At 55.2% G+C, this 24,486-nt stretch carries 22 protein-coding genes; 7 read left to right on the top strand and 15 right to left on the bottom strand.

Annotated features, from left to right (window positions below; genetic code table 11):
- Positions 1-57: 57 nt before the first annotated feature.
- Positions 58-3,420, top strand: coding sequence for an autotransporter domain-containing protein (locus FHW16_RS16675; protein ID WP_182550358.1), 3,363 nt, complete (start codon positions 58-60; stop codon positions 3,418-3,420).
- Positions 3,420-3,953, top strand: a complete 534-nt coding sequence (locus FHW16_RS16670; protein WP_182550357.1) for an invasion associated locus B family protein — start codon at positions 3,420-3,422, stop codon at positions 3,951-3,953. The genes FHW16_RS16675 and FHW16_RS16670 overlap by 1 nt, the downstream gene beginning before the upstream one ends.
- A gap of 6 nt (positions 3,954-3,959) precedes the next feature.
- Here the strand turns inward: FHW16_RS16670 and FHW16_RS16665 are convergent, their stop codons facing one another.
- From FHW16_RS16665 to FHW16_RS16635, 7 genes are all read right to left on the bottom strand, one after another.
- Positions 3,960-4,586, bottom strand: a complete 627-nt coding sequence (locus tag FHW16_RS16665) for a TerC family protein (protein ID WP_182550356.1) — start codon at positions 4,584-4,586, stop codon at positions 3,960-3,962.
- Positions 4,587-4,680: 94 nt separating this feature from the next.
- On the bottom strand, positions 4,681-5,547 hold the full coding sequence (locus FHW16_RS16660) for a carbohydrate ABC transporter permease (RefSeq protein ID WP_182550355.1): 867 nt from the start codon (positions 5,545-5,547) through the stop codon (positions 4,681-4,683).
- Positions 5,548-5,556: 9 nt separating this feature from the next.
- Complete coding sequence (locus FHW16_RS16655) at positions 5,557-6,432, bottom strand: carbohydrate ABC transporter permease (RefSeq protein ID WP_182550544.1); 876 nt, start codon at positions 6,430-6,432, stop codon at positions 5,557-5,559.
- A 14-nt stretch (positions 6,433-6,446) separates the two neighbouring features.
- Positions 6,447-7,553 (bottom strand): ABC transporter ATP-binding protein, encoded by a 1,107-nt coding sequence (locus FHW16_RS16650; protein ID WP_182550354.1) that lies wholly within the window; start codon positions 7,551-7,553, stop codon positions 6,447-6,449.
- 81 nt (positions 7,554-7,634) lie between these two features.
- Positions 7,635-8,897, bottom strand: coding sequence for an ABC transporter substrate-binding protein (locus FHW16_RS16645; RefSeq protein WP_182550353.1), 1,263 nt, complete (start codon positions 8,895-8,897; stop codon positions 7,635-7,637).
- 35 nt (positions 8,898-8,932) lie between these two features.
- A complete protein-coding gene (locus FHW16_RS16640; RefSeq protein ID WP_246711822.1) occupies positions 8,933-9,826 on the bottom strand; it encodes a carbohydrate kinase family protein in 894 nt (297 codons plus the stop codon).
- Positions 9,827-9,855: 29 nt separating this feature from the next.
- Complete coding sequence (locus FHW16_RS16635; protein ID WP_182550351.1) at positions 9,856-11,241, bottom strand: 6-phospho-beta-glucosidase; 1,386 nt, start codon at positions 11,239-11,241, stop codon at positions 9,856-9,858.
- 206 nt (positions 11,242-11,447) lie between these two features.
- Here FHW16_RS16635 and FHW16_RS16630 point away from each other — a divergent pair, with 206 nt between their 5' ends.
- A complete protein-coding gene (locus tag FHW16_RS16630) occupies positions 11,448-12,212 on the top strand; it encodes a GntR family transcriptional regulator (protein ID WP_432652041.1) in 765 nt (254 codons plus the stop codon).
- A gap of 42 nt (positions 12,213-12,254) precedes the next feature.
- Here the strand turns inward: FHW16_RS16630 and FHW16_RS16625 are convergent, their stop codons facing one another.
- The 4 genes from FHW16_RS16625 to FHW16_RS16610 all read right to left on the bottom strand — a co-directional run bounded on the left by FHW16_RS16625 (position 12,255) and on the right by FHW16_RS16610 (position 15,106).
- A complete protein-coding gene (locus FHW16_RS16625; RefSeq protein ID WP_182550349.1) occupies positions 12,255-12,623 on the bottom strand; it encodes a hypothetical protein in 369 nt (122 codons plus the stop codon).
- Positions 12,620-13,117: a hypothetical protein gene (locus FHW16_RS16620; protein ID WP_210278165.1), complete on the bottom strand. Its 498-nt coding sequence runs from the start codon at positions 13,115-13,117 to the stop codon at positions 12,620-12,622. Before FHW16_RS16620 ends, FHW16_RS16625 begins: the two co-directional genes overlap by 4 nt.
- Before the next feature lie 82 nt (positions 13,118-13,199).
- The gene (locus FHW16_RS16615) at positions 13,200-14,276 is read right to left on the bottom strand and encodes a sensor histidine kinase (RefSeq protein WP_182550348.1); all 1,077 of its coding nucleotides are present in this window, start codon (positions 14,274-14,276) and stop codon (positions 13,200-13,202) included.
- Between the two features lie 182 nt (positions 14,277-14,458).
- Entirely contained in the window at positions 14,459-15,106 is a 648-nt protein-coding gene (locus tag FHW16_RS16610) for a LuxR C-terminal-related transcriptional regulator (protein ID WP_182550347.1), read from the bottom strand.
- 16 nt (positions 15,107-15,122) lie between these two features.
- Here FHW16_RS16610 and FHW16_RS16605 point away from each other — a divergent pair, with 16 nt between their 5' ends.
- Together FHW16_RS16605 and FHW16_RS16600 are read left to right on the top strand one after the other, a co-directional pair.
- Positions 15,123-16,421 (top strand): sensor histidine kinase, encoded by a 1,299-nt coding sequence (locus tag FHW16_RS16605; RefSeq protein WP_246711811.1) that lies wholly within the window; start codon positions 15,123-15,125, stop codon positions 16,419-16,421.
- Positions 16,418-17,191 carry a LytR/AlgR family response regulator transcription factor gene (locus FHW16_RS16600; protein WP_182550346.1) on the top strand — a complete coding sequence of 258 codons (774 nt, stop codon included), beginning with the start codon at positions 16,418-16,420 and terminating at the stop codon, positions 17,189-17,191. The genes FHW16_RS16605 and FHW16_RS16600 overlap by 4 nt, the downstream gene beginning before the upstream one ends.
- Positions 17,192-17,194: 3 nt before the next feature.
- On the opposite strand, the gene FHW16_RS16595 is transcribed toward FHW16_RS16600, so the two are convergent.
- From FHW16_RS16595 to FHW16_RS16585, 3 genes are all read right to left on the bottom strand, one after another.
- Positions 17,195-18,406 (bottom strand): MFS transporter, encoded by a 1,212-nt coding sequence (locus FHW16_RS16595; protein WP_182550345.1) that lies wholly within the window; start codon positions 18,404-18,406, stop codon positions 17,195-17,197.
- Positions 18,407-18,655: 249 nt separating this feature from the next.
- A complete protein-coding gene (locus tag FHW16_RS16590) occupies positions 18,656-20,146 on the bottom strand; it encodes an AbgT family transporter (protein WP_182550344.1) in 1,491 nt (496 codons plus the stop codon).
- Positions 20,147-20,168: 22 nt separating this feature from the next.
- Positions 20,169-21,335, bottom strand: a complete 1,167-nt coding sequence (locus tag FHW16_RS16585; RefSeq protein WP_182550343.1) for a M20 metallopeptidase family protein — start codon at positions 21,333-21,335, stop codon at positions 20,169-20,171.
- Between the two features lie 144 nt (positions 21,336-21,479).
- Between FHW16_RS16585 and FHW16_RS16580 the strand changes: the two genes are divergently transcribed.
- On the top strand, positions 21,480-22,382 hold the full coding sequence (locus FHW16_RS16580; RefSeq protein WP_182550342.1) for a LysR family transcriptional regulator: 903 nt from the start codon (positions 21,480-21,482) through the stop codon (positions 22,380-22,382).
- A 21-nt stretch (positions 22,383-22,403) separates the two neighbouring features.
- On the opposite strand, the gene FHW16_RS16575 is transcribed toward FHW16_RS16580, so the two are convergent.
- The gene (locus FHW16_RS16575) at positions 22,404-23,303 is read right to left on the bottom strand and encodes a LysR substrate-binding domain-containing protein (protein WP_182550341.1); all 900 of its coding nucleotides are present in this window, start codon (positions 23,301-23,303) and stop codon (positions 22,404-22,406) included.
- 103 nt (positions 23,304-23,406) lie between these two features.
- On the opposite strand from FHW16_RS16575, the gene FHW16_RS16570 reads away from it, so the two are divergent.
- On the top strand, positions 23,407-24,396 hold the full coding sequence (locus FHW16_RS16570) for a zinc-dependent alcohol dehydrogenase family protein (protein ID WP_182550340.1): 990 nt from the start codon (positions 23,407-23,409) through the stop codon (positions 24,394-24,396).
- Positions 24,397-24,486: the final 90 nt, after the last annotated feature.

Below are 24,486 nucleotides of genomic sequence, written 5' to 3'. Positions count from 1 at the left end.
GAATATCGTTGCCCGGCCTGGCATATGTAGATCCGACAGACTTCGAGGGGCAGTATCTTGGGCAGTAAAACCAGACCGAAAACATTGAAACTCAATCTCCTAAGCACAACGACATTGGCGCACATGCGCACCGGCATCGTTTCGGGATTGACCTTCTCGACTGTTCTATTTGGAGCAAGTTTCAATCCAGCGCTGGCGCAGACGCAATGTGTAACGACAGGCACTGGCAGTAACGCGATTACCGACTGCACGTTGGCTTCTGGCGCTGATAACTGGACATCTGCAAACGGAACGAATGGCGCTATCAACGGCGATCTGAGAGTGGGGACTGTCAACGGCGTGCAAGCCGACCTGCTGATATCGGGCATCAAAGCATACAGCAAGAACGGGTATATCGGCCAAGGCGGGAGCAAAGGCAATTCTTACTCCGGTGTCGTGACCGTTTCGGGACCCGGCGCCGAGTGGAATCTTACCGGAGGCGACCTCTACATAGGCGGTCTGGGCAATACGTATGGCAAAGGCAAGCTGATTATTGAAAATGGAGGCGTGGTAAACGCCAATTCTGTGCAATTGGCCACGGCGATTTTTGCTGGCTCTCAGGGTGCTCTCGTGGTTAAAGGTGAGGGTTCCATTCTCAACGCCGACGAACTTGTCGGGCTCTCCGGATATGACCGTATTGAGCCCAATCCGATTACGATTCTCGATAAGGGACAAATCGTCACCAACTCTGTTTCTTTGGGCAGGCAAGGCGGCGCAGCGCTTGTAAGTGGTGCTGGATCCCGGTGGCTGAATAGCGGTCATATGGCAAGCCGCAGTGGACTGGCCATCGAGAACGGTGGCGAGGTCAAAACCAAGTCGCTGCTTCTCGAATCATTCAGTAAGGTGACGGGCCAAGGGTCAGTGCTCCATGTCGACGAGGGGTTTGCCCAAGAAGCGGAATTTGGTGTGGGCGGCACCACCGTTTCAAATGGTGGTCGCGTCGAAGCGGCTAGCATTGCGATTAACAGAGGCTACTTCAATCTTGAGAGTGGTGGTCTCGTAACAACCAAGTCGATGAAGGTGAGTGATCTCGGCTCCCTGTCTGTCGCCGGTGAAGGCTCATTGCTCGATATTGACGGCAAGCTGACGGCCGAAGGTTTTGTGACCGTTTCGGATGGTGCTCTTCTGAAAACCAAGAGCGGGATGAGCCTCAATAGTGTTCTCTTTATCGGCGGCGGAGTCAAAGAAGACCAGGACGGAAATACCGTGCTGGCTGATGCGAAAGCAGCTGGCCAGATAAATCCGGAAACCGCCATCAAGTTCGTGAATGACCCTCTTTCCAATACCAAGCTGGTCTTCAACCATACAAACAGCGGATACCTGTTCTCAAACACGCTGACCGGCGGCGGTCAGATTGACGCCTATTCCGGCGAAACAATTGTGACAGGTGATCTTTCGCAGTTTTATACCGGGAATGGCGGTGATGGTACCATCAATGTTGATGGCAAGGACGCGAAACTCGTCATCAAGAGTAATTTGGACACAACCAATCTTGACACGGATGTGGGAGACGAAAGCAAATCCAAATTCGCTGTTAAAAGTGGTACGCTGATCATCGATGGCATTGTAGGGCGCACCTATAAAACCGTTGGTAGCGGAACAGAATTCACGCACTACAGTAACGATATTGAGGTTTGGGGAACCCAATCCAACAATGAATTTGACGATCGTGATCCAACCCTTTTCGGACGGCTTGGGGGTTCAGGTACCGTTGGTTCCGTTACGCTGGAGACGAATGCGCGAATTGCTCCAGGGAACAACTCGGCGGGAACGCTGACTGTCATGGGTGCGCTGGAGTTCAAGGACGGCTCGGTCTATGAGGCTGATGTCGCAGGCAACGGCACCAGCGATAAGATTGTCGTTAAGGATATCGGTCCCAATGCGATTATTGGACTTTTCCGGCCCAGTGGTGTCGCCCAAATCGGAAACAATGTGAACGTCGAGGTGAATGCCCTCGATTCTGCAACAAGCTATCAGAACGGCCAAACCTATACGATCCTGACGGTAGAGAAGGGTATTGATGGTCAATTTGCGCGAGCTGTGTCGAAATCAGCGTTTCTGGATGTGTCGCTGGATCAGAAGGAAAACCAGGTCGATCTGAAGATTGCGGTTAAAAGCACCGGACCAGGACCAGTTGACCCAGGCGGACCCACCGGACCCAAACCCGGTGACCCTGGACCTGGAGAACCTAAGCCAGGTGAACCTGGACCGGGTAACCCGAACCCCCGTCCGGTCAACCATGTATTCCAGACGGTCGCCAAGACGGACAATCAGTACAACACGGCAGGCGCCCTCGGCAGCCTTGCCCAGAGCGGTCCATCGCTGGCGCTGTACAACCGCATTGCAGTGCTGAGCGCTGCAGAGGCCCGCACGGCCTATGGTCGCTTGTCTGGTGAGGTGCATGCTTCGACCAAGACGGCACTGATCAATGACAGCCATCAGTTGCGCAATGCGGTCAATGACCGGATCCGGGCAGCCTTCGGTGATGTGGCTGCAGTGGATGTACCCGTCATGGGTTATGGCCCGGATGCCAAGGCACTTGCACCGGCGGATGTGCCTGTCATGGCGGCGTGGGGGCAGGCATTCGGCGTATGGAGCGAGACAAAGTCGAATGGCAATGCGTCAAAGCTCGACCAGTCGACTGGCGGCTTTGTCACCGGTTTTGATGCGGCTCTTGCCGAAAGCTGGCGGCTGGGTGTGATGGCAGGCTATAGCCGTTCGACCTTCGACGTGGATGCCCAGGGCTCCTCCGGCAACAGCGACAACTACCATGTCGGTGTCTATGGCGGCGGTCATTGGGGTGCGCTGTCCCTGCGCTCGGGTCTTGGCTACAGCTGGCATTCGATCGAAACTGCCCGCTCGGCAGCCTTCTCCGGGTTCGAGGAACATCTGAAAGCCGATTATGATGCGGCAACATTCCAGGCCTTTGGTGAAGTCGGTTACCGGATCGACACGAGCCGAGTCTCGTTCGAACCCTTTGCCAATCTGGCCCATGTCCGCGTGAAGACCGACGGCTTTACGGAAAAGGGCGGCATTGCCGGATTGACGGCCCGCAGCGATACAACCGACACGACCTTCACCACGCTGGGTCTGCGGGCATCGACGCCGTTCTCGCTAGGAGCAACGGATGTGGAGGCACGCGGCACACTCGGCTGGCAGCACGCCTATGGCGATATCACACCGGCCTCAACACTTGCCTTTGCCACAGGCAACGCCTTCTCGACCGCAGGCGTCCCGATTGCCGAGGATACGGCTCTGGTCGAGGCAGGCGTCGACTTCAGGCTCAGCCGCCAGGCGACACTGGGAGTGAGCTACACCGGCCAGTTCGGCTCCGGCCTGACCCAGAATGCCGTTGATGCAAAGCTCGGCGTGAAATTCTGATGAGAATGAAGCATCTGATCCATGGAGTGGCGGCAGGCATGCTTGCCGCCACTCCGCTCCATGCCCAGACAGACACAGTCAAGCCAACAGCCGCTCCCTCATCCCTAGCGGAAACCTATGACGACTGGAGTGTGAATTGCGGGGTCGAGGAAGCCGGCCGCCGTTGTGTCCTGGTGCAACAACAAATGCACAAGAACGGCCAACGAGTTCTGACACTCGAATTCACACCTGAAAGCGAAACGGGATTGAAGGGCAATCTCGCCCTGCCCTTTGGCCTTTATCTCGACAAGGGCGTCTCGTTCCGTATCGATGACAACCCGGCAGGCAAACCTTCGCGGTTCCGTACCTGCACACCGGCGGGCTGCATCGTTCCGCTTACTTTCACCGAAGCGACCACCAAGATACTGCGCAAGGGAAAGATACTGAACCTCGGGGCTTTCGCCAGCGATACTGAAAAGGACATTACCTTTCCGGTATCGCTCAAGGGTTTCGAAGCCGCCCTTAACAGAACAATAGAACTCCTGAAGCAGTAGGAAAGCCTAAGGGTTCAGGTAGGCCAGGACTTCGAGAGATCCCCGATAAATCATCTCCAGGGCGACATAGAGAATGATCGCAAGGCCGATATAGGCAATCCAGCGATGCCGTTGCAGCAGACGGGCAATGAAACTTGCCGCCAATCCCATCAAAGCGATGGACAGCACCAGCCCAAAAACAAGAACCGCAAGATGCTCGCGGGCGGCGCCTGCCACCGCCAGCACGTTGTCGAGAGACATCGACACATCCGCGATAACGATCTGCCATGCTGCCTGGGCAAACGTTTTGCGGGTCGTGCCTTCCTGATCTTCGGCCGTGTCGGAACCATCCGTGTCGCTTCCACCGCCATCATGCAGCTCCCGCCACATTTTCCAACACACCCAGAGCAGGAGAATGCCGCCGGCAAGAAGAAGCCCTATGATCTGCAGCATCTGGCTGGCGACCGTGGCAAAAATGATCCGAAGCACCGTTGCCGCGATGATACCAACGAGAATTGCCTTGTTGCGCTGCTCGCGCGGCAATCCAGATGCTGCGAGGCCAATGACAACCGCGTTGTCGCCGGCCAGAACCAGATCCATCATGACAACTTGGAAAAGGGTTGAAAGTGCCTCGGGAGTAAGGAGTTCGTTCATGCTGCCGTCCCATGTTTCTGCGCCGTGAGTCTAGCCCATAGACGTAATCAGGAACAACCTCGATCGGTTCCTTTTGTCTTCTGCGAAACGTTGATCAACCTTTCACAGCGCCGGATGTCAACCCGGCAACGATCTTCCGCTGGAAGATCAGCACAAGAATGAGCAGAGGCAATGTGACTGTCACCGATGCCGCCATGATCTGCCCGAACGGATATTCGTATCGGCTGCTGCCGGTCAGCAAACCAATGGCAACCGGGACTGTCCGGTTCTCATCGGTCAGAATGAACGTCAGCGCGAAGAGGAACTCATTCCATGCCAGAATGAAAGCCAGCAACCCTGTGCTCGCAATGGCTGGTCCCATCAGCGGTAACAGCACGTGCGTGAGAATCCTCATCCGGGAACATCCGTCGACAAGGGCAGCCTCTTCAAGCTCGACCGGCAAATCACGAATGAAACTCGTCAGGACCCAGGTCGTAAAGGGCAGGATCAGCAAGAGGTAGGAAAAGATGAGCGCTGCGGGGCGATTGTAAAACCCAAGCCAGCCAATCACTTCGAACATGCCGGAAAGAACAACCACCTGCGGAAACACGGATATCATAAGGACGCAAATGAGAACGATCCGGCTTAATTTGAAATGCAGACGCCCGAGCGCATAGGCCGCAAGAAGACTGATGACCAGAGAGAGAATGCTACTGGAAACCGCAACAATGGCCGAATTGACGATCGCTCCCATGAAGATGGGATTGTTGAACAGACTGATGTAATTGCTGAAATCCAGCGATGGCACCAGACTGAAACTGTAGAGGTTCTCGCGGGTTTTGGTCGAGGAGATGATCGCCCAATAATAGGGAAACAGCATATACACGAGGACCAGCGCTACCCCCAGATAGAGGCCGATCCGTTTCACGGTTCTCAATCTGCGATATGTTCTGTTCGAATAGCGTTGTGATGTTTGGGTCATGGGCTGCATCTACGCCGTGTTCCGGTCGAGCCGCAGCAGGCTGACGATCAGGATGGCAACAAGCCCGACGATCAGAAACACCCACGTCGAAGCGGCCGAACCAACGCCGAGATCCTGAAAACCGATGAGCTGATCGCGCGCATATATCGACATCGTCATCGCTTTTTCATTGTTGGCGGCAATCACATAGCTCAAATCAAACATGCGCAGGGCATCAAGTGTCCGGAAAAGAACCGCAACGCCGATTGCGGGCGCGGCCAGTGGCAGGGTTATCGACCACAACCGCTTCCAGGCCGGTACGCCCGACACTTCGGCTGCCTCATAGATCTCCTCCGGGATAAGCTGCAATCCGGCAAGAATGAGCAACACCATAAAGGGCGTCGTGACCCAAATATCGATGAAGATGACCGTTCCAAGGATCAGGGATGAATCGGCGGTCCAGGCGATGCCTTTGTCCAGAAACCCCAGCCAGATAAATGCTTTGTTGATCAGACCGAATTGATCGTTGAGCATCCATTCCCAGATCTTGGCGGAGACAACCATCGGCATTGCCCAAGGCACGAGAATGGCTGCGCGCACCAGACCGCGGCCGGCGAATGCACGGTGCAGTAGAAGCGCTATGGCGAAGCCAAGCACTGTCTCGAAGCTGACGGATAGGACAGTGAAGATCATGGTGTTTTTCACCGCGCCCCAGAAAACCGGGTCTTCCACGACGGTGACAAAGTTTTCCAGACCGACAAAGCTGTACTCGGACGGATTATCCAGAAAGGCATTGGTGAAGGAAAAATACACGTTGCGTGCGAGCGGCCAGACCGCAACAGCCGCCAGTGCCACCAGAAGGGGCACGAGAAAAAGCCATGCTGTCCTTGTCTCCCGGTTGTGCATTGGCATTCCGGTCCTCAACTGCGTACAGCCGCAACGGGACCGCGCGCCGCGGCGGCATCGACGCGTGTTCCGGCCTCATCGAAGAGATAGAGATCCTTGATCTGCCAGCCCAATCCAACGGGCTCGCCCGGAACATATCGCGAAAGAGGTTCCGTTGAACGGACCGTCCAAATCAGATCCCCGGATATGCGGACGTGAGCGATATGTTCGTAACCGAGATCTTCCCCCCTTTCGAAGGTGCCGCGTATGGATTGCGGAGTTCCGGCCTCGACAATTCTCAGCGCCTCTGGACGCAGCCCGAGTGTTGCCGGATTGGAATTTCCGGTGTTGCTGATTGCAAAACTGAAACCGGGCGGGCCCTGCAAAATGCCGGAAGACACATCGACGCTGATCGGAGCGAAATTCATGCGCGGACTTCCAAGGAAACCAGCGACAAATCGGTTTGCTGGCCGGTCATAAAGCTCACGCGGAGTCCCGACCTGTTCGATACGGCCATGATTGAGAATGACGATCCTGTCGGCCAAAGTCATGGCCTCGGTTTGATCATGTGTAACATAGATCATGGTGGTCCCGATCTCGGCATGCAGCTTGGCGATTTCGAACCGCATTTCCATGCGCAGATCGGCATCAAGGTTTGACAGCGGCTCGTCGAACAGGAACAGCTGCGGCTGGCTGACAAGCGCACGTCCGATAGCGACACGCTGACGTTGGCCACCGGAGAGTTGTTTCGGCCTCCGGTCTAGCAGGTGCCCAATCTTCAGCATGTCGGCCACTTTCATGAGGCGCTGACGAATTTCAGCCTTCGCCATGCGCGCGGTTTCGAGCGCAAAACTGATGTTTCGCGCTACGTTCATATGTGGATAGAGCGCATAGGACTGAAAGACGAAGGCAATGCCCCTTTTCGATGCGGGAACATCGGTCACCAGCTCTCCGCCGATAAAGACATCGCCATTGGAAACGGGCACCAGACCGGCAATCGTGCGCAACAGTGTGGATTTACCGCAGCCGGAAGGGCCGACGAAAACAATGAATTCACCATCTTCAATCGTCAGGTCAATCGACTGCAGCACATCGAATGCACCGAAGCTCTTGCTCACTTCCTTGAGAGTGACGGATGCCATTTCGCTGTCCCCGGATATTCGTCGGCCACTGTTTCGCGATGATTGTCGGCCCACCGCATGCAGCAGGCCGACGATGACAACCTAGTTGGCCTTCACGTCGCGCTTCAGCCGCTTCTCAAGCTGCGCCAATTCTGCCTCGATATCACCAGTTCCCGAAATGATATCATGAACAGAGCGGTAGAAAGAACGGGAGACGCGATTGTAATCCTTGCCCGTAACTGCCGATGGACGCGCTACGGATTCTTCAAATGCGCTTTTGGCCATGGGCAGGAAGGGAATTTTGGCAAGGACGTCGGCATCGGTGTAAAGCGCTTCAACCGTTGGGTTATAACCGCCCTTAATCGCCCGCATCTTCTGGTCCTCAAGACCAACCATGTAGCGCAGGAGATCCGCAGCCTTTTCCTTTTTTGTCGAATATTTGGAAACGGCAAGATAGGCGGTCCCAAGTGTGCCGCTGGATTTCTGACCTTCCGCTCCAACAGGGAGAGCAGACACGCCGACCTTGCCTACAAGTTTGCCACCGTCCGCTTGCGACGTGCCCCAGACATAGGGCCAATTGCGATGAAACACTGCATTGCCGCTTTCGAACAATGCCCGCGAGCTTTCCTCGTCATAGTTGAGCACACCCTTTGGAGAAATAGTATCGATCCATGCCCTCGCCCGTTTCAGCGCGGCGACGGTCTGAGGATTGTTGACCGTAACAGCGCCCTTGTCGGACAGAATTGTTCCGCCGCCGCCGGAGGCCATCCACTCGATGGCATCACACGTAAGTCCTTCATAGCTGCGGCCTTGCCAGGAATAACCCCACATATCCGCATTGCCTGCCTTGCGCTCGCTGTCCTGGATCTCCTTGGCCGTCGTCGTCAGCTCGTCCCATGTCTTCGGCGCTTGCTTGCCGTATTTTTCCAGGAGATCCTTCCGGTAGAACATCAAACCCGTATCGATGTAGAATGGCATGGCAATCAGCTTTCCATCGATGCGGGCTGCATCGACAGCTGATGCGAAGTGGGCTTTCACTTCAGCTTCAGGAACAAGTTTGCTGATGTCTTCGAAATGATCCTTCATCATGCCAAGCCAGATGACATCGACATAGAGCAAATCGACATCGGGGGAATTCGAAGCAAACAACTGCTGATAGATTGGAATGGCGTCGTCAAGGTTCTGCGGCGTGCGGTTGATCTTGACTTCATTGCCGGATGATTTTGCCCATTTCTGCGCGCCCTCCTCGCACAGTTCATAATCCGTCGCCGAGCAGAACATGGAGATTGTCTCGGCCTTTGCGGGAAATGCCATCGTCATTGCCAGGATTGCGAGACCTGCGAGTAACTTCAATTTATGTTTCATGATCGTTCCCTGATTTTCTTGTTTATTGAAGTGAACTAGATCGCGGCTTGATACCGTCGATATCGGTGGAGATCGGAATGAAAAGGTAAATTCCGGCCGCCGTAGCCGGTCACAGCCCGCGAGCCGCAGATCACCGCGACGTCGAGTGCGGAATAGAAATCCGGTTCATGCAATAACCCATGCACGAACCCTGCATTGAAACTATCGCCAGCGCCGGTGGTATCAAAGACGTCTACCGCCAGTGCCGGAACGTGGTAGCTTCGCCCTTTTTCCGACGCGATTGCACCGTCCGCACCGCACTTGATCACAACAGTGGGACAATATTGCGCAAGGACAGTCAGCGCGGTTTTGATGTCGGTTTCACCGGTCACCGCCTTTGCCTCGCTCTCATTCGGCAGGAATACGTCAATCTGCCGAAGGGCTTCAATCAAACCCGGCGCTGACAGGTCTATTTCAATGTGCTGACAATCGGAAACCACCTTGATCCCGAGACGCCGCGCCGCATCAACGAGGGCAAGGCGCTCCGGATCTAGCGAAAATCCCTGTAGGAGCAGAATTTGAGGCCGGATACGCTCCAGGTCCGCAGGAACGGGGCTCGGATCACGGTCCTCGCTATAACTGATGAAGCCCCGATCGTGGGTGAAGGAGAAGGCGGAACTGAGACGGCGCCACGGTTTCTGGAAATGTATGAAAAGCCCTTCGTCAATACCTTCACGCCGTGCCTCCTCAATGATCATCTGGCTGAATACATCGTTGCCGAATGCGCACCACCAGCCCACTTTTGTGCCAAGCCTCGACAGCGCCAAAGCCGTCGAAAACGCGGCACCGGGAACCCATTCGAATTCCTTGGCCCACAGGTCAGCGCCAATCTTCGGTATGTCAGGCAGTCCGCGAAAGATCAGGTCGAAGTAATATTCCCCGACAACCATCACGTCATAGTGCACGTCCGATGCGGGGGTCACTTCCATTCTCCCGCATACTGGGCATGCGCGGCGAGATATTCATCGACCAGCGGCACTGCACGGGAGTAGGACAGGACGAGCGGATGCGCCATCAATGCCTCGACTGCGACGTCACGGCTTCGCTCCCGGATAGCCTTGACCGCAAGACGTTCGTATCGCTTCACATTTTGAACAAGCTGGAACTGTGCTTCAGGCATTGCGCCAGTTTTCAGCGGCCTAATTCCGGATTTGTCGACCACGCAGCTCACCTCCACCACATCATCGGCACGCAGTCCATCGATAGCGCCTTCATTGCGGACATTCAGCCCGCTATAGCAAGGTTTACCTGTCTGCAGCGCATCGATGAGATTGAGCGCCACTCCGGCATACCCCTCGCCTTCTTCACCATGGCCTGCCTGCGCAGGAGCATCCGTCAGATGATCCGCCTCTTCCATAGAGGGGGCATTATCGAGCGCGTAATGCATGTAGGTGGCACTGCGCCGACGCTCATAAGCATAATAGCGCGCCAGCGCTTCATCGGCACTCGTTTCAAGATTGATTGTCCCAAGCGTTGCCATAAGCGCCTTGTTGAGATCCTTGACCTCTTCGCCGCGGGTGCGTTCGTCCGCATTCAGGGCAGCAACCGCCTTCTCGGCATAATAGTAATAGTAGAGATACTCGTTGATCCAGTTGCGTTGATGCCGGATCAATTTCGTGTCGAACATGCGTTGCGAGGTCGCATTCAGGAAATTGTCATCATCGAGAAGCGGCTGCAGCACCTCTTCACCATTGATTTTTGCACTGCGTGTGAACGAGAGATGATTCAGCCCGGCAACTTCCGCATGCACGTCATTTTGAGGAACCTTGAACCATCGCGCCAGCGCCTCCTGAGCACCGTTCGCGCCGTCACATATGCCGATCGTGCGGTGATAACCTTCATCCTGGAGCGCCTGAGCGACAAGACCAGCGGGATTGGTGAAGTTGAAAAGCCAGGCATCGGGACTGACTTTCTTCAACAATTCCGCATATTTCAGAATGACCGGGATACTGCGCAAGGCCATGGCGAACCCGCCGGGACCCGTGGTTTCCTGCCCGAGCACGCCGTGGGAAAGTGCAATCCGCTCATCCTTGATGCGGCCTTCCTCATCGCCGGGCCGCACTGTTGTTACAACATAGTTTGCACCTTCCAGCGCCCTCTCGGCATCGCGCGTCATGGAAATTTTCACCGGCGACTGGTTGCGCCGCGCCAGTTCCTGACTGATCCGGCCGAAGAGTTCGAGCTTTGTCTCGTTGATGTCCTGCAGGCAGATTTCCGTCAGGCCGCTTCTTTCCGCACGCCGAAGAGCGGACCCCACAAACAAGGGTGCACGAACCCCGCCACCACCAACCAACGCAAGCTTCATCGATTGCTCCAATGCTTCAATTATGGTATCGGTACTGGTTATAACCAGTTATGTCAATCAAGCCATGACAACAATTTCAGACTTGGATTCCCGATGCTCGAACCGGCATTCACAGGCAAATTTCCCGATAGCTTGTATTGAATTGGCGAAGGTGCAATCTGAATGGCCGATATTGAAATCGCAGAAAGCAAAGAATCGAGATGGCAATGAAAGCGCCGCCCGGTGGCACCCTGATAGACCGCAATCATCCGGAGCCGCTTTACGTTCAGTTGCGCATCATCCTGAAATCCATGATCGACAACAGAGAGTTGCAGCTGAATGACAAGCTGCCCTCCGAGCGCGAGCTCGTGGAAATCTATGGCGTCAGCCGGATTACCGTTCGGCAGGCCATAAAGGATCTGGAGAATCTCGGCTTTCTCCAGACGCGCGCCGGAAAAGGTATCTACGTCAGCGAACCGAAACCCACATACGAAATTGAGATTGTCCGCAGCTTTACCGAAACCGCTGAAGCAAACAACCGCAAACCGGGTATGCGACTGCTGACCGGTGCTGTCATTCAGGCTGATCTGGAGATTACACGCCCGCTTTCGCTGCCTGCCGGGTCGAATGTAATCTTCCTGGAACGGCTGCGTTTTCTGGATGATCTGCCCGTGGTGGTGCAGCGGGACTGGTTTGCCGAAGCAATCGCGCCCGGAATTCTCGATATCGACTGGAACAATGAAAACAGATCACTCTATGCGGAGTTCAACAACCGGTACGGGGTCATACCTACCCGTGGGCAATCAACCCTCAGTGCACGGCTTGCATCCGAACAAGAGGCAAAATTGTTGCAACTGGATCTACCCGCAGCCGTCCTCACGCTGGATCAGATCGCCTACGACAATGAGTATCGGCCGGTCAATGTCAGCTCCATGGCCTATCATCCAGTACGCTATCCGCTCTCCCTGACACAATCGCGGCGCAGGGTGTGAGCTGGACAAAAGTCCCGATCATGGGCTTTGCAGAACAGGCAGCTACGGCTTTTGCGCGGGTTGCGCGGCGGTATTTGCACCAGTCTGCGGGATGTTCGCACGGTTCGGAGTGAGCGTGCCCAGAAAAATGGCAATACCGGCTATCATGACCATAGGCAGGAAGATGATTGCCAGTCGCACCGGCCCGAATGAACGTTCGGCCAACTGGTCCGCCGGAACCGCTCGTGCCTTAAAGTATCCGACAAGCGCTGCAACCAGCATGGTTCCAAAAACCCCGCCCAGGATCAGACCTGTCAATTCGGGGCCAAGGGGAACGGGATTTGCTGTGATTATCCTCAAGCATGTCCCGATAAATCCAAGACCAAAGCCGATACCGATGTAGCGAATGATAATTTCCGTGCGGCGTCTCATTCGGATTCGATCTCCCTTGTTGCAAGCAGGCTCCGGGCACGTTCAGTCAACAGGCACCCTTTGTCCTGCAATATTGCAAGAGCCTCGGCAGCATTCTGCCGGCTGGCTGTGTTTGCTGCAAATGTGCGCATGGATGTTCGAAACTCAAATACAATATTCACGGTACCAATTGCCGTGCGCAGGTCAACCGAAGACACCTCCGTGTAAGGCCGTCGTTTCGCACGGATCACCCTGTATTCCAGATCACTCTCATGCAGCACCAGCAAGGGCGCAATCGACGAACTGCTGCTGGCAACCCAGGGTATGAATTTCCAGCCGCCGAAAGCTGCCACCAAAGGGACGTTGATTCCGCCATCCGGACGTTTCGTCAGACCCTGACTCTGCACCTGCCGCTGTTTGGCACGAAACACAGCAAACAAGAGCCAGAAAGTCAGGCCAACCCCAAGAGCCGCCACGAAGATAAATAGAACAGGCAAGTATGATGGCATATTCATATGGCCGTCCCGCATTGCCATAACCACCACATGTGACGGTCCGCCAACAACTTCTCACTCGGGAAAGGGGCAGAGGAACAGTTCATGCAAGCCTCAGCGGCATGGTGAGCAAAGCCCGAAACCGTGATGGCGATACAGGGCCTGCCACCAAAGTTCCCGATTGGGGGAAGCGCGTCTGTATGCGATGGGCAACGTTGGAAAGGCCGATACCAAGCCCAGTCCTGTCAGGGATGTTTACCTTATCACTGGCTTTGGAATCATTCTCGACCAGCAGCTTCAACGATTGTCCTTCGCGGAAAGCGCTGATGACAATCTCCAGATTCCCGGATGAGTAACCCAACCCGTGCTTCACGGCATTCTCAACCAAAGGCTGCAATATCAAGCTGGGAACGAGTGCTCCTTCAAGTTCGTGAGGAACGTGAAGTGTCACGTTCATCCGGTCCGAAAAACGTTCGCTCTCGACTTTGAGATAGGCTGCCTGCAGCGCGAGTTCATCGGCAAGCGGCAGATCGCGCAACGGATCAAGCTCGAGTGTGCTGCGCAGAAATGACGAGAGTGACATGATCATCCGGCTTGCGCTCGCCGGTGCTCCCTCTTCGATCAGTCCAACGACCGAATTCAGCGTGTTAAAGAGGAAATGCGGGTTAATCTGATAATGCAGTGCTTGCATTTTTGCATTCAGAGCCTCTTCACGGGATGCTGCCAACCGGCGCTCATGTGCACGTATCTCAAGGTTGTACAAATACGCGACAAAAAAACTGGACCACCCAAAGAACAACGAAAGACCATAGAAGAGCGTATAACAGAAATTTGCCAAATTATATTCGATGGCAAGCGATGGATGAACAGCGTTATATAAATAATAATCCAAAACAGATGTGAGCGTTGAGGAAAGTATAGACAGAACAAAGCATATAAATACCTGAATAATCAGGTTTATATTCCTCATATAGGCAATTATATACGTGACGATCAATGTCAGAATAATTGACAGCAAAGAAACCACTGCCTTTATTGGAATATACTCCCATGGACTGACGCCCAGAATGGTCCAAAGGAGGCAGCAAATCATAAACTCCGCCGCCCAGAAGCCGGAAACAAGCAGGAGCGTCATGCGAAAAATTTCCAGTGCACTCCGGTCTATATCTAAATTTTTCATGTCCCGATCTCGAGGTTCGTAGCGGACCTGCGCCGGGGTCAGACCCCTAATGATCACACCCCTGGCTGTGTATCATAAAATGCGTCGACTGAGGCACCACGCGTATTTACGCACTATTGGATAGGAACTGATAGTCGACCAATGCGGGAGACGACGGGACAATCCGCGAACTTCAGACCGAACTATGCGTGGCTGTCAAATCCCGCAAGAACCGCCTTTGCGGCGGCGGCTGATCTTGAGCTTACACTCAAAACACGCAGGAGCGCCGATACATGGATGCTTACCGTGTACGGTGAAATATCCAATTTCCGGCCAATTTCCTTGTTGGTTTTTCCTTCTGCAATCAAACGCAGGACCTCACGTTGCCGTGCTGTGAGAAAAGAAAAATCAGTTCGACGGCTGCTGGCAGACGACATCACCGACGATGATCGTTTGATGACAAACTCGCCGTCTTCGATACTGCGGATCGCAGCGCTCACTTCATCAGGCATCACCGCTTTGCTGATGAAGCCGTTCGCTCCCATGCCTACAATCCGATCGATTGTGGCTGTATCATCAAGCATTGACAGAATGATTATCGAGGAATGTCTGAATTCCTGCCGTAACTCCACAATTGACTTGGCAGGATCGAGACCAGGGAAAACCCAGTCAAGAATGAATGTATTTGGCGCCGGTCCGGTGCGAGCCAAAGCCAGCATTTCATCGAAGGTGCCCGCTTCCTGCACTTCGGCAAACGGATAAAGACGCTGAACGATACGGCACAATCCTTCGCGAAACAGTGGATGATCATCCGCTATAATCGTTCGACTTTTTTCTGACCGTTCCGTCACTTTTATTCCACAGGCAATGGGGCTTCTATCAAGAGCTGAAATGCCCTTCGTATTGGCGCGAGATAGCACCACACACAAAGCGCTACAGCAAACCCAAAACCCGAGGAATTCACCTTTCTACGAACGACATCGTCGCCGGACGAAGCGCTTGGCTTTTCTACGAACTGCTGGTTTTGATCGACGAGTGGTTCTCGACAGAGAGGACGCGTTAGAAGATAAAGAGCATATGGGACAAGTGAGCGATGCAAAGCAGTCAGATGGCGGGTTCTATGGTGCCAACATACGCCGTGCCACGCTTTGGCTGGGTATTTTTTACTGGTCAACCGAGTTCATCATAAGCAGCATATTGTGGGGAATTCTCGGCGTCGACCCCCTCGAATCAGCTATAGGCAAACTCGTTTTGATGCTGTTCAGCATCGGCATGACGTTCGCGATTTCATTCATCATCTACCGGCTGCACAATGTGCATCTGGCGGTCAAAATCATAACCTGTTTCACTTTGGCCCTCGTTGCAGCAGTGATCAACGCCTACATCGATTTCATCATCTACTCCATCTATATGTTGCCTCAAACGGCCGAGTTCAACTGGACCAACTTTGGATACACACTTGTTTATGGCATGTCCGTTTTTCTCGGCTGGTCCTGCCTCTTCGTCGCCCTGCTTTATAGTTTCGAAATAAGGGAAAACGAGCGGCGACTGGCAGCGTCTCGTGAGGAGGCCCTGTCAGCCCAGATGCGGGCGCTGCGCTATCAGGTAAACCCACATTTCCTTTTCAACACGCTCAATTCGATTGCAGGCCTCGTTGAAGAAGGAAATACGGCGGGCGCAGGTCGCATGGTCTTGTCCCTTTCCTCGTTCTTGCGTACCACCCTCGAGCTTGATCCCGTCAATGACGTAAGACTGGCTGAAGAGCTGACATTGCAAACCGGCTATTTGAATATCGAGGGTGAACGCTTTTCGGATCGCATGAGGGTACGTGTCGATGTGGCACAGGAGCTGGAGAATGCGCTCGTGCCTAGCCTCATCCTTCAGCCGCTCATCGAAAATGCCGTCAAGCATGGCGTCAGCGGCAAGCCCGGCATGGTCGAGATTCTGATCACTGCCGGTCGCGTTGGCGAAGTCTTGAACCTCTCCGTCGAGAATGATGTCTCTGATGCGCCGAACCCGCGCCGGATGCAAGGTATGGGTATCGGCCTGAAAAACGTGGCCCATCGCATGGAAACACGCTTTCCGGGTGCAGGTTCATGTATAGCAGGATATATCACCCCAAGCCGTTTCAAAGCCTCCCTGACAATGCCTTTGAGGCTCGCATGAAGGACCTCTCGGTACTTATCGTTGACGATGAACCATTGGCGCGCCGGCGGCTGGTTCGCATGCTGGAAGCCGTGCAGGGATTTCGCACAATAGGAGAGGCTGGCGACGTCCGTCAGGCTTACAGCCGTGCCAGGGAATTATCGCCCGATATCATGCTGCTCGATATTCAGATGCCAGGCGGCAGCGGGTTCGATGTGCTGGACCAACTGGGAAAAGATGTGCCTGTTGTTATCTTAGTGACAGCATTTGATCACCACGCCCTTCGGGCTTTCGACGCAAGCGCCGTTGATTATGTTACCAAACCCATTGAGCCATCCCGGTTGCATTCCGCTTTGGCTCGCGCCCGTCTGGCCGTGGAGGCACGCAATGGTGTCGAACGTGTCGAAGAACTTCAGGAAACAATTCTTGCCTTGCGCCTGGCCTTGCGCAAAGACCAGGCGCGGCAGACTGATCTTTGGCTCAAGCACCAAGGCGACGCCATCCGGCTTCCGCTGGACAAGATAAACTGGATCGAAGCGGACCGGGATTACGTCCGCATTCACACCAGCGATCGATATTTTCTCCACCATGAAAGCCTCGCATCGATGGAACGACGGCTTGATCCCACCGAATTCATGCGCATTCATCGCGGGGCGATTGTGCGCCGGAGCTGCATTGCCAGATTGAAGCAAGCGCCCTTCTCGGCATTGATTGCGGTTTTGGCCGACGGCAGCGAAATTCGTGTCGGCCGGACATACTCAAGAACAGTTCGCATGTTTACCGGCGTCTGATCGTCATGATGGAGCGTCAAACGCTAGCTTGTTCTTTTGAGGCAGCGACGGAAATGCAAGTGCGATAGCCGCCGCTCCAAGCCCAACCAGCGCCGATCCGATGAACAGCCACGAATAATTGTGGAACGTGTCAAATATCCAGCCACCGATAAGCGGTCCGAATGCCATGCCGATACTGGAGAGCATTGTTGCAGCGCCAAACACCGTCCCTATGATACGAGGGCCGAAATACTCTCGGGCCAATACCGCATAGAGGGGCATTACGCCGCCGTAGGCGCTGCCAAAAATAACCGCGAGGGTATAGAACTCGCCCAGCTGGCTGACAAACAGATATGCGGAAAGGGCGACCGCCTGTACGAGCAGCCCTGCAATCAGAACAGGTTTCACACCAATCCTGTCAGCAAGTCCGCCATAGAGCAGGCGTCCCCCAAGACCGGCCAGTCCCTCGACGCTGTAGATGCTGACGGCAGCCATCGGAGCAATGCCGCAGATGGTGGCGTAACTCACCATGTGGAAGATCGGTCCGGAATGGGCGGCACAACAGGCGAAGAACGTAAAGCCTAGGACGAGAAATTGCGGCGACCGGAACACGCTGGACAGCGAAGGTGTCACATTCCCTGAAGAGGAGGCAATCCCGGGATCGTCAACTTCTGCCGGCGCCCGGCGCACAAGCAGTGCCGCGGGCAAAAGCAGCACCCAGGCCGAAACACCGATGATGAACATGGCGGTTCGCCAGTCATACGCAGTAATGAGCCAGCGCGCGAACGGGGAAATGGTCATTGGCGCAACGCCCATACCGGCCGATACGAGGGAGACTGCCAGGCTTCTGTTCGTATCAAACCAAGCAGTCGTAGCCGCAATCATAGGTGCAAAGAATGTGCTCGCGGCCAGACCAACAAGGATGCCATAGGTCAATTGAAACTGCAGAAGCGAACTGGCGCGGCTTGCCAGCACAAGCGCAAGCCCCAGCAGGACTGCCCCGATGAGAACAACAATGCGGGGACCAAAGCGATCACTTGCGGCGCCCCACAGGAAACCGCCAATCCCCATGACGATGAAGTTGAGGGTCATCGCGCTGGAGATACCGACGTGTGACCAGCCGGTATCCGACGCGATCGGCTCCTGAAAGATTGCCAGCGAGAACATTGCTCCGAGAGCAACGCATGTCATCAAGGCGCCGGCAGCAACGATAATCCAACGATAGGAAATGCTCATGTTCATGCAACTCCTCATTACATTGATCAAAGAGAGCACATAGACCTGTGCGATCGTGTGCCCCTTGAATCTAAGGACGTTTGAACTGCCGCGATTTCGACAATGGTACTGAATTTTTTTTGCAAATACTGCAAAATAGCAGGCAACAGGCTTTTGGCAGCCTCGGTGGCGCCACTCTTTCAGAACAGTCATCCCAGCCTCCATGCCGCATTTTGCGGCCAAGGCTGGGATGACGACAGTGATGTCTGCTTATTTCAGAAACAACCCAACCCCCGGTGCCAGCGGGAGTCCGACTTCGATCCAAAACACGAGAAAGGCTGTCCAGGCAACGAGGAAGCCGACCGAGATCGGCAAGGTCATTGCCGCAAGCGTTCCGATGCCGACATCCTTTCGATAGCGCTGCAAAAACGCGAGGCACACCGCAAAATAGGGACTCATCGGCGAGATGACATTGGTGGCTGAATCCGAGATACGGAAGGCCGCCTGCACCAATGCCGGCTCCATTCCGACGAGCATCATCATCGGAACGAAAATCGGCGCCATGAGCGACCACTGGGCCGAGCCTGATGTGATGAAGATGCTCATGATGGTCGCCAGCAGGATGAATGCAAGAACAAGCGGCGTGCCGCCGAAGCCGCTGGCATCAAGCAGATGCGAACCGCTGATGGCAATCCACTCGCCAAGGTTGGTCCATTTGAACCACGCCAGGAACTGCGAGATGGCGAAGAACAGCACCAGCGTCGGTGCCAGTTCCTTCACCGAGTCGGTCATGAAGCCAATGCCGTCGCGCGCGCTTTTGATCTTGCCGACAGCCACACCATAGATCCAGCCAAGCAGCAGGAAGAAAGCCGCCAGAATGGCTACGACACTCTCCAGCAGCGGCGAAGGCACCAGTCCACCCGTTTCATTGCGCAAGGGTGATCCGGCAGGCAGCACAGCCACTACAATGACCGCAGCAAAAGCCAGTGCTGCCCAACCGACACGCTTCAGGCCGCGTGTTTCCACCTCGCCTATCGGCTGCAGATCCAACGCGACATCACCCGTGTATTTCCCGGCCATCGGCTCCACGATGCGTTCGATGACCAAGGTTCCCACAATCGACAGCAGCAAAGCAGAACAGGCAATGAAATAGTAGTTGTCGAGCGGTGAAACGTAGGCCTTCGCATCAATCGTGTGCGCCGCGCTGGTGGTAATACCAGAGAGAATGACATCGACCGGCGTAATCAACAGGCTGGCATCATAGCCGGCGCCTACCGCCACATAGCCGGTAACCGCGCCCACCAGGGGATTGCGGCCGACAGCCTGAAAAATCATCGCGGAAAGAGGGATCAGGACGATATAGGCTGCATCGGATGCAACGTGGCTGCACATGCCCACAAGGAAGATGACAAAAGTGGTCAAATGCCTTGGAGCCTTCATGACGCTGACCTGCATCAGGCTGGCGATCAGGCCAGCGCGATCGGCAACGCCAATAGCCAGCATGATGACCAGAATCACGCCGAGCGGCGGGAAATTGATGTAGTTCTTGGCCAGTGAAGTCAGGGCGAAAACAAGCCCATCTCCGGAAATCAGGCTCTGGACAAAGATTTCCTTACCGGTTTTCGGATTGACCCCGGCGGCGCCGTTGAGAGCCATCAGCCAGGAGACAACAGCAACAACAACGCAGAGGATCAGAAATAGAATAAAGGGATGGGGAAGCCGGTTGCCGGCCCGTTCAATGACATTGAGCAAACGTTGCATGGATCTGGATACCCTTAAACGGCTAGTTGGAAACAGCGTGACCAAGACGGCGTTCGGCAATGGCGAGAAACATTCCGGCAGCGACCGGCAGGATCTCGTCACGGTAGTTGTAAAGCGGATGGTGCAGGTAGGCTCCATCTTCTCCATTACCGACAAAGAAGAAGCAACCCGGCACCCGCTCCAGATAGAAGGCGAAATCCTCGGCGCCCATCGTCGGGAGGGTATCTATCCTGCCTGCCTGATCCGCGCCGTAGATCTCGATGGCCGTAGCAACCGTGAAATCAGTCTCGTCCGCATTGTTGACAACAGGCGGAATACGCATCTGCTGTTCAACCGTCGCAACGGCACCGTGAGCCTCACAAATCTGTGCGACAACGCGGCGCAACTCCCGGTCTATGAGCTCGTAAGCTGCCGGCGATCCGTCACGGGTGTTGATTGATAATTTTGCAGCCACGGGAATAATGTTGTGACTGTTGCCACCATGGAATTGGGTCACTGTCACAACACCTGATTCCAGGGGGGACAGACGCCGGGAGATAACGCTCTGCAGCCCCTGCACCACCGCCGTGCCGACAAAAATCGGATCAATCGCCAGATCGGGCCGCGATGCATGCCCGCCTTTACCAGAGATCGTCACGTCATAGAGCGTACTGCCGCCCATGGCAGGTCCAGTCTTGGCGAAAACGCGGCCGAGCGGATATCCCGGACGATTGTGATAACCATAAATGGCGTCGACACCGTTCAGCGCCCCAGCTTCTATCATGCGGGCAGCACCGAGGCCGCCCTCTTCGGCGGGCTGAAACAGCAGTTTCACCTGACCGCAGAGCCGGTCATGAATTCCGGCGAGCCCCCTGGCCGCCAGCAGAAGCGATGCAGTGTGCCCGTCATGCCCGCACGCGTGCATCTTGCCCGGATTGCGCGAGGCATAGAGCAGGCCCGTTTCTTCAACAATCGGCAACGCATCCATGTCGGCACGAAATGCGATAGTCGGGCCCGGACGTCCCGTATCGAGCACTGCAACAACCCCGGTTTCCGCCAAGCCGGTGGTGACCGCATAACCCAGATCACGCAGCCGCGTTGCCACCAGATCAGCGGTTGCGTGTTCTTCGTACTTGAGTTCCGGATTCGCGTGTAAATGCTGGCGTGTTGATGTTGCCTCTGCAACAGCCTCGGCCGAAAAGACGGTCATGGCTTCCTCCTGTTTTTGAATTGGTAGTTCCCTGTGCCGGATACATGCAGTTCCGGTTTTTTTCGTTGATACCAACAGCAGTTTGATGCCACAATCGCTTTAATTCGCACAAATCATTGCCGAAACGGCAAGGCAAGGTCTCTCATGCAAAGCACCGGGCTGCGCTATTTCCTGGAAGTTGCCCGATCTGGCTCCATCGCCGATGCGTCGGTTCGTCTGAATGTTGCCGGTTCGGCCATCAGCAGGCAGATAGCCAAACTTGAGCGGGAACTGGGTGTCGAACTTTTCGAGCGAAGGCCAAGGGGAATGGTTCCAAGCGCGGCAGGAGAAGTACTGGCCGCCCATGCCCGTCGAACCACACTCGATGCGGAGCGGGTGATTACCGATATCCGCGAATTGCAGGGGCCGCATCGAGGCTTCGTACGGCTTGCCAGTTATGAGGGTTTTGCCGTCGATATTCTGCCCGAGGCGATAGCCAAGTTCCGGAGAGAGTATCCGGGGGTGCGCTTCCATCTTTGGGTCGGCAGTTCAATAGAGATTGTCCGCCTGATCCACGATGGCGAGGCAGATATCGGCACGACATTCAATTATGCACCGCCGCGCGGTGTCAAGATCGAACAAATCATCCGCCGGCCAATGCACGCGCTGATTCCACGCCATCATCCGCTTGCGGGCCACATGAGCGTGACGATGGCCGAAACCCTGCCCTATGCCGTTGCCCTGCCTGATAAAGACCGGACTCAGCGGCACCTGATCGACACGGCTTTCGCCATGCAGGGGCTGACGATCGATCCGGTGCTGTCCACCAATTCCATTTCTGCGCTGCGCCGTTTTGCGGATGCGGAGGGCTGCATCCATTTCAGCAGTGCCATACGCGTGCCTGGCCGGGTGGAAGTCGGCGAGTATATCGCCATTCCTGTGTCTGATGACGTGATGACAGACAGCGTCCTGCAGATTTTAACCATGGAAGGGCGTGTACTGCCAGCAGTCGTCCAAACCTTCCTCAATCAATTGCTCACAGATATATCGATTACGCATCAGAAGTAATCCGGCAATGCTACGCCCGTCTCACTTCATATAGTTGGGCAATGCGGCCGCAAGCGCATCGACAGCAAGACGGACCTTCAATGGCAATTGCGGTGTCTGCAGCCACACTGCGTGAACATCGTAAGGGAACTCCGGTTGACCTTGGAACAATTGGACAAGTGCCCCGGTCTGAATGCGAGCCCGAACGAGCCAATATGGCAGCCAGGCAAGTCCCATACCCGCGATGGCGGCGTCGGCCATTGCATCGAGATCGTCCAGTCGCAACCGGCCAACTGGCATGATCTCTATCGGGGATTGATCTTTTTGCGGAAATAGCCAGGGTCGAACACGGCCGGACCGGCGATAGATAATGGCACTATGCCTGCCAAGTTCTTCTATCTCCTGCGGCTCGCCCTGGCTATCCAGATAGGACGGAGACGCACAGACTATCATGCGCTGACGCGCCACGCGGCGCGCAATCAATCCGGCCTTGTCATCCAGGTCACCGGTCCGGATAGCCAGATCGTAATCGTCCTCCGCCAGATCCGCGAAACGATCGCTCAATGAAAGGTCCAGTTCCAATGATGGATAGCGCTGTGCCAACTCGAGCAAAACGGGTGTGACGCAGCGCCGGCCGAAGTGCACAGGCATGGTGACACGCAATCTGCCGTGTGGTTCGGAAAGTTGATCGGCTGCCAGTGCATCGGCCGCCTCGGCCTCAGCGAGGATCGCCCGGCAGCGATCATAATATGCTCTCCCGAAATCTGTCAGGCTCTGGCGACGCGTCGTACGGTTGATGAGGCGCACACCCAGGCGTTCTTCAAGAAACCGGATGTGCTTGCCAACCATAGGGCCCGAGATTTCGAGCGCTTCGGCGGCAGCCGCAAACGAACCCAGGTCAATTGATTTGACAAAGACACTCATGCTGGTAAGGCGATCCACTTTTCGAAACTCCTGGTTTCTACTGTTCTTCCTTTCACCCAATTTATCCGTGTCTTGCCGCGTGTCATAGCCTATTCAGTTCAATTATTTTGGAGTGATTGATATGGCTCGCGTTGTTCGCTTTCATGAGTATGGAGGCCCCGAGGTTCTGCGCATCGAAGAAATTGATGTTCCGAAACCTGGCCCCGATGAGATTCGAATCCGTATCAAAGCACTGGGTCTGAACCGGGCCGAGACACTGTTGCGTTCGGGGAATTACATCGAAACACCAACCTTGCCTTCTGGTCTCGGACTTGAAGCTGCAGGTATTATCGAAAGCATCGGCAAAGACGTGCAGGCTTTGGTGCCGGGCGACGCCGTCAGTATCGTACCGCCAGTATCCATGGTCCGCTGGCCAACCTATGGCGAGCTCATGACATTTCCAGCCAGACTCGTGGTCAAGCACCCGGCATTGCTTAGTTGGGAAGCCGCCGCCGCCGTCTGGATGCAATATCTCACCGCTTACGGCGCTCTGATCGACATGGCCAAGCTGCGCAAGGATGATTGCGTTGTGATCACCGCGGCGTCGAGCAGTGTCGGGCTCGCAGCCATCCAGATTGCCAACATGGTGGGAGCGACAACGATCGCGGTAACCCGGACATCCAGCAAGAAGCAGGCCTTGCTGGAATTTGGCGCTGCCCATGTCATTCCCTTTGCGGAAGAGGATCTGGAAGCCCGGTTGAAGGATCTTACCGGACCCGCAGGCGTGCGGGTTGTATTCGACCCGATCGGCGGACCGATATTCGGACCTCTGACAGCTGCGATGTCACGCGGAGGCATTCTCATCGAGTACGGCGGCCTCAGTCCGGAACCGACACCGTTCCCGCTGTTTGCTGTGCTTTCCAAAATGCTGACATTGCGTGGTTATCTTGTGCACGAGATCATCAGCGATCCCGTGCGGCTGGAAGCTGCCAAGGCTTTTATCATCAATGGATTGATATCTGGCGCACTCAAGCCGGAAATCGCCAAGACCTTTCCGTTCGACCAGATCGTCGAAGCGCATCGCTATCTCGAGTCAAATGAACAATTCGGCAAGATTGTCGTGACGATCTGATCGCAGCCGATAGAGTCAGGCACCCGGTTCGCGAATACTTTGCTTGAGGTGTCCGTGATTCGCTCGCTCCCGAAGGTGTTATCCCTGCCG

Origin of the sequence: Phyllobacterium myrsinacearum (genome assembly GCF_014138285.1) — a bacterium.
Lineage (GTDB): Bacteria > Pseudomonadota > Alphaproteobacteria > Rhizobiales > Rhizobiaceae > Phyllobacterium > Phyllobacterium myrsinacearum_A.
The sequence above is the reverse complement of the archived record's forward strand: the minus strand, read 5'-3'. Positions and strand labels throughout refer to the sequence as shown.

Coding starts and splice junctions, on each gene's coding strand:
- FHW16_RS16655 (WP_182550544.1), bottom strand. CDS start 6,432: ATGCACAACCGGGAGACAAGGACAGCATGGCTTTTTCTCGTGCCCCTT.
- FHW16_RS16625 (WP_182550349.1), bottom strand. CDS start 12,623: ATGAGACGCCGCACGGAAATTATCATTCGCTACATCGGTATCGGCTTT.
- FHW16_RS16600 (WP_182550346.1), top strand. CDS start 16,418: ATGAAGGACCTCTCGGTACTTATCGTTGACGATGAACCATTGGCGCGC.
- FHW16_RS16590 (WP_182550344.1), bottom strand. CDS start 20,146: ATGCAACGTTTGCTCAATGTCATTGAACGGGCCGGCAACCGGCTTCCC.
- FHW16_RS16665 (WP_182550356.1), bottom strand. CDS start 4,586: ATGAACGAACTCCTTACTCCCGAGGCACTTTCAACCCTTTTCCAAGTT.
- FHW16_RS16615 (WP_182550348.1), bottom strand. CDS start 14,276: ATGAAAAATTTAGATATAGACCGGAGTGCACTGGAAATTTTTCGCATG.
- FHW16_RS16595 (WP_182550345.1), bottom strand. CDS start 18,406: ATGAGCATTTCCTATCGTTGGATTATCGTTGCTGCCGGCGCCTTGATG.
- FHW16_RS16580 (WP_182550342.1), top strand. CDS start 21,480: ATGCAAAGCACCGGGCTGCGCTATTTCCTGGAAGTTGCCCGATCTGGC.
- FHW16_RS16570 (WP_182550340.1), top strand. CDS start 23,407: ATGGCTCGCGTTGTTCGCTTTCATGAGTATGGAGGCCCCGAGGTTCTG.
- FHW16_RS16585 (WP_182550343.1), bottom strand. CDS start 21,335: ATGACCGTCTTTTCGGCCGAGGCTGTTGCAGAGGCAACATCAACACGC.
- FHW16_RS16650 (WP_182550354.1), bottom strand. CDS start 7,553: ATGGCATCCGTCACTCTCAAGGAAGTGAGCAAGAGCTTCGGTGCATTC.
- FHW16_RS16630 (WP_432652041.1), top strand. CDS start 11,448: ATGAAAGCGCCGCCCGGTGGCACCCTGATAGACCGCAATCATCCGGAG.
- FHW16_RS16605 (WP_246711811.1), top strand. CDS start 15,123: ATGGGGCTTCTATCAAGAGCTGAAATGCCCTTCGTATTGGCGCGAGAT.
- FHW16_RS16640 (WP_246711822.1), bottom strand. CDS start 9,826: ATGGTTGTCGGGGAATATTACTTCGACCTGATCTTTCGCGGACTGCCT.
- FHW16_RS16645 (WP_182550353.1), bottom strand. CDS start 8,897: ATGAAACATAAATTGAAGTTACTCGCAGGTCTCGCAATCCTGGCAATG.
- FHW16_RS16635 (WP_182550351.1), bottom strand. CDS start 11,241: ATGAAGCTTGCGTTGGTTGGTGGTGGCGGGGTTCGTGCACCCTTGTTT.
- FHW16_RS16620 (WP_210278165.1), bottom strand. CDS start 13,117: ATGAATATGCCATCATACTTGCCTGTTCTATTTATCTTCGTGGCGGCT.
- FHW16_RS16670 (WP_182550357.1), top strand. CDS start 3,420: ATGAGAATGAAGCATCTGATCCATGGAGTGGCGGCAGGCATGCTTGCC.
- FHW16_RS16660 (WP_182550355.1), bottom strand. CDS start 5,547: ATGACCCAAACATCACAACGCTATTCGAACAGAACATATCGCAGATTG.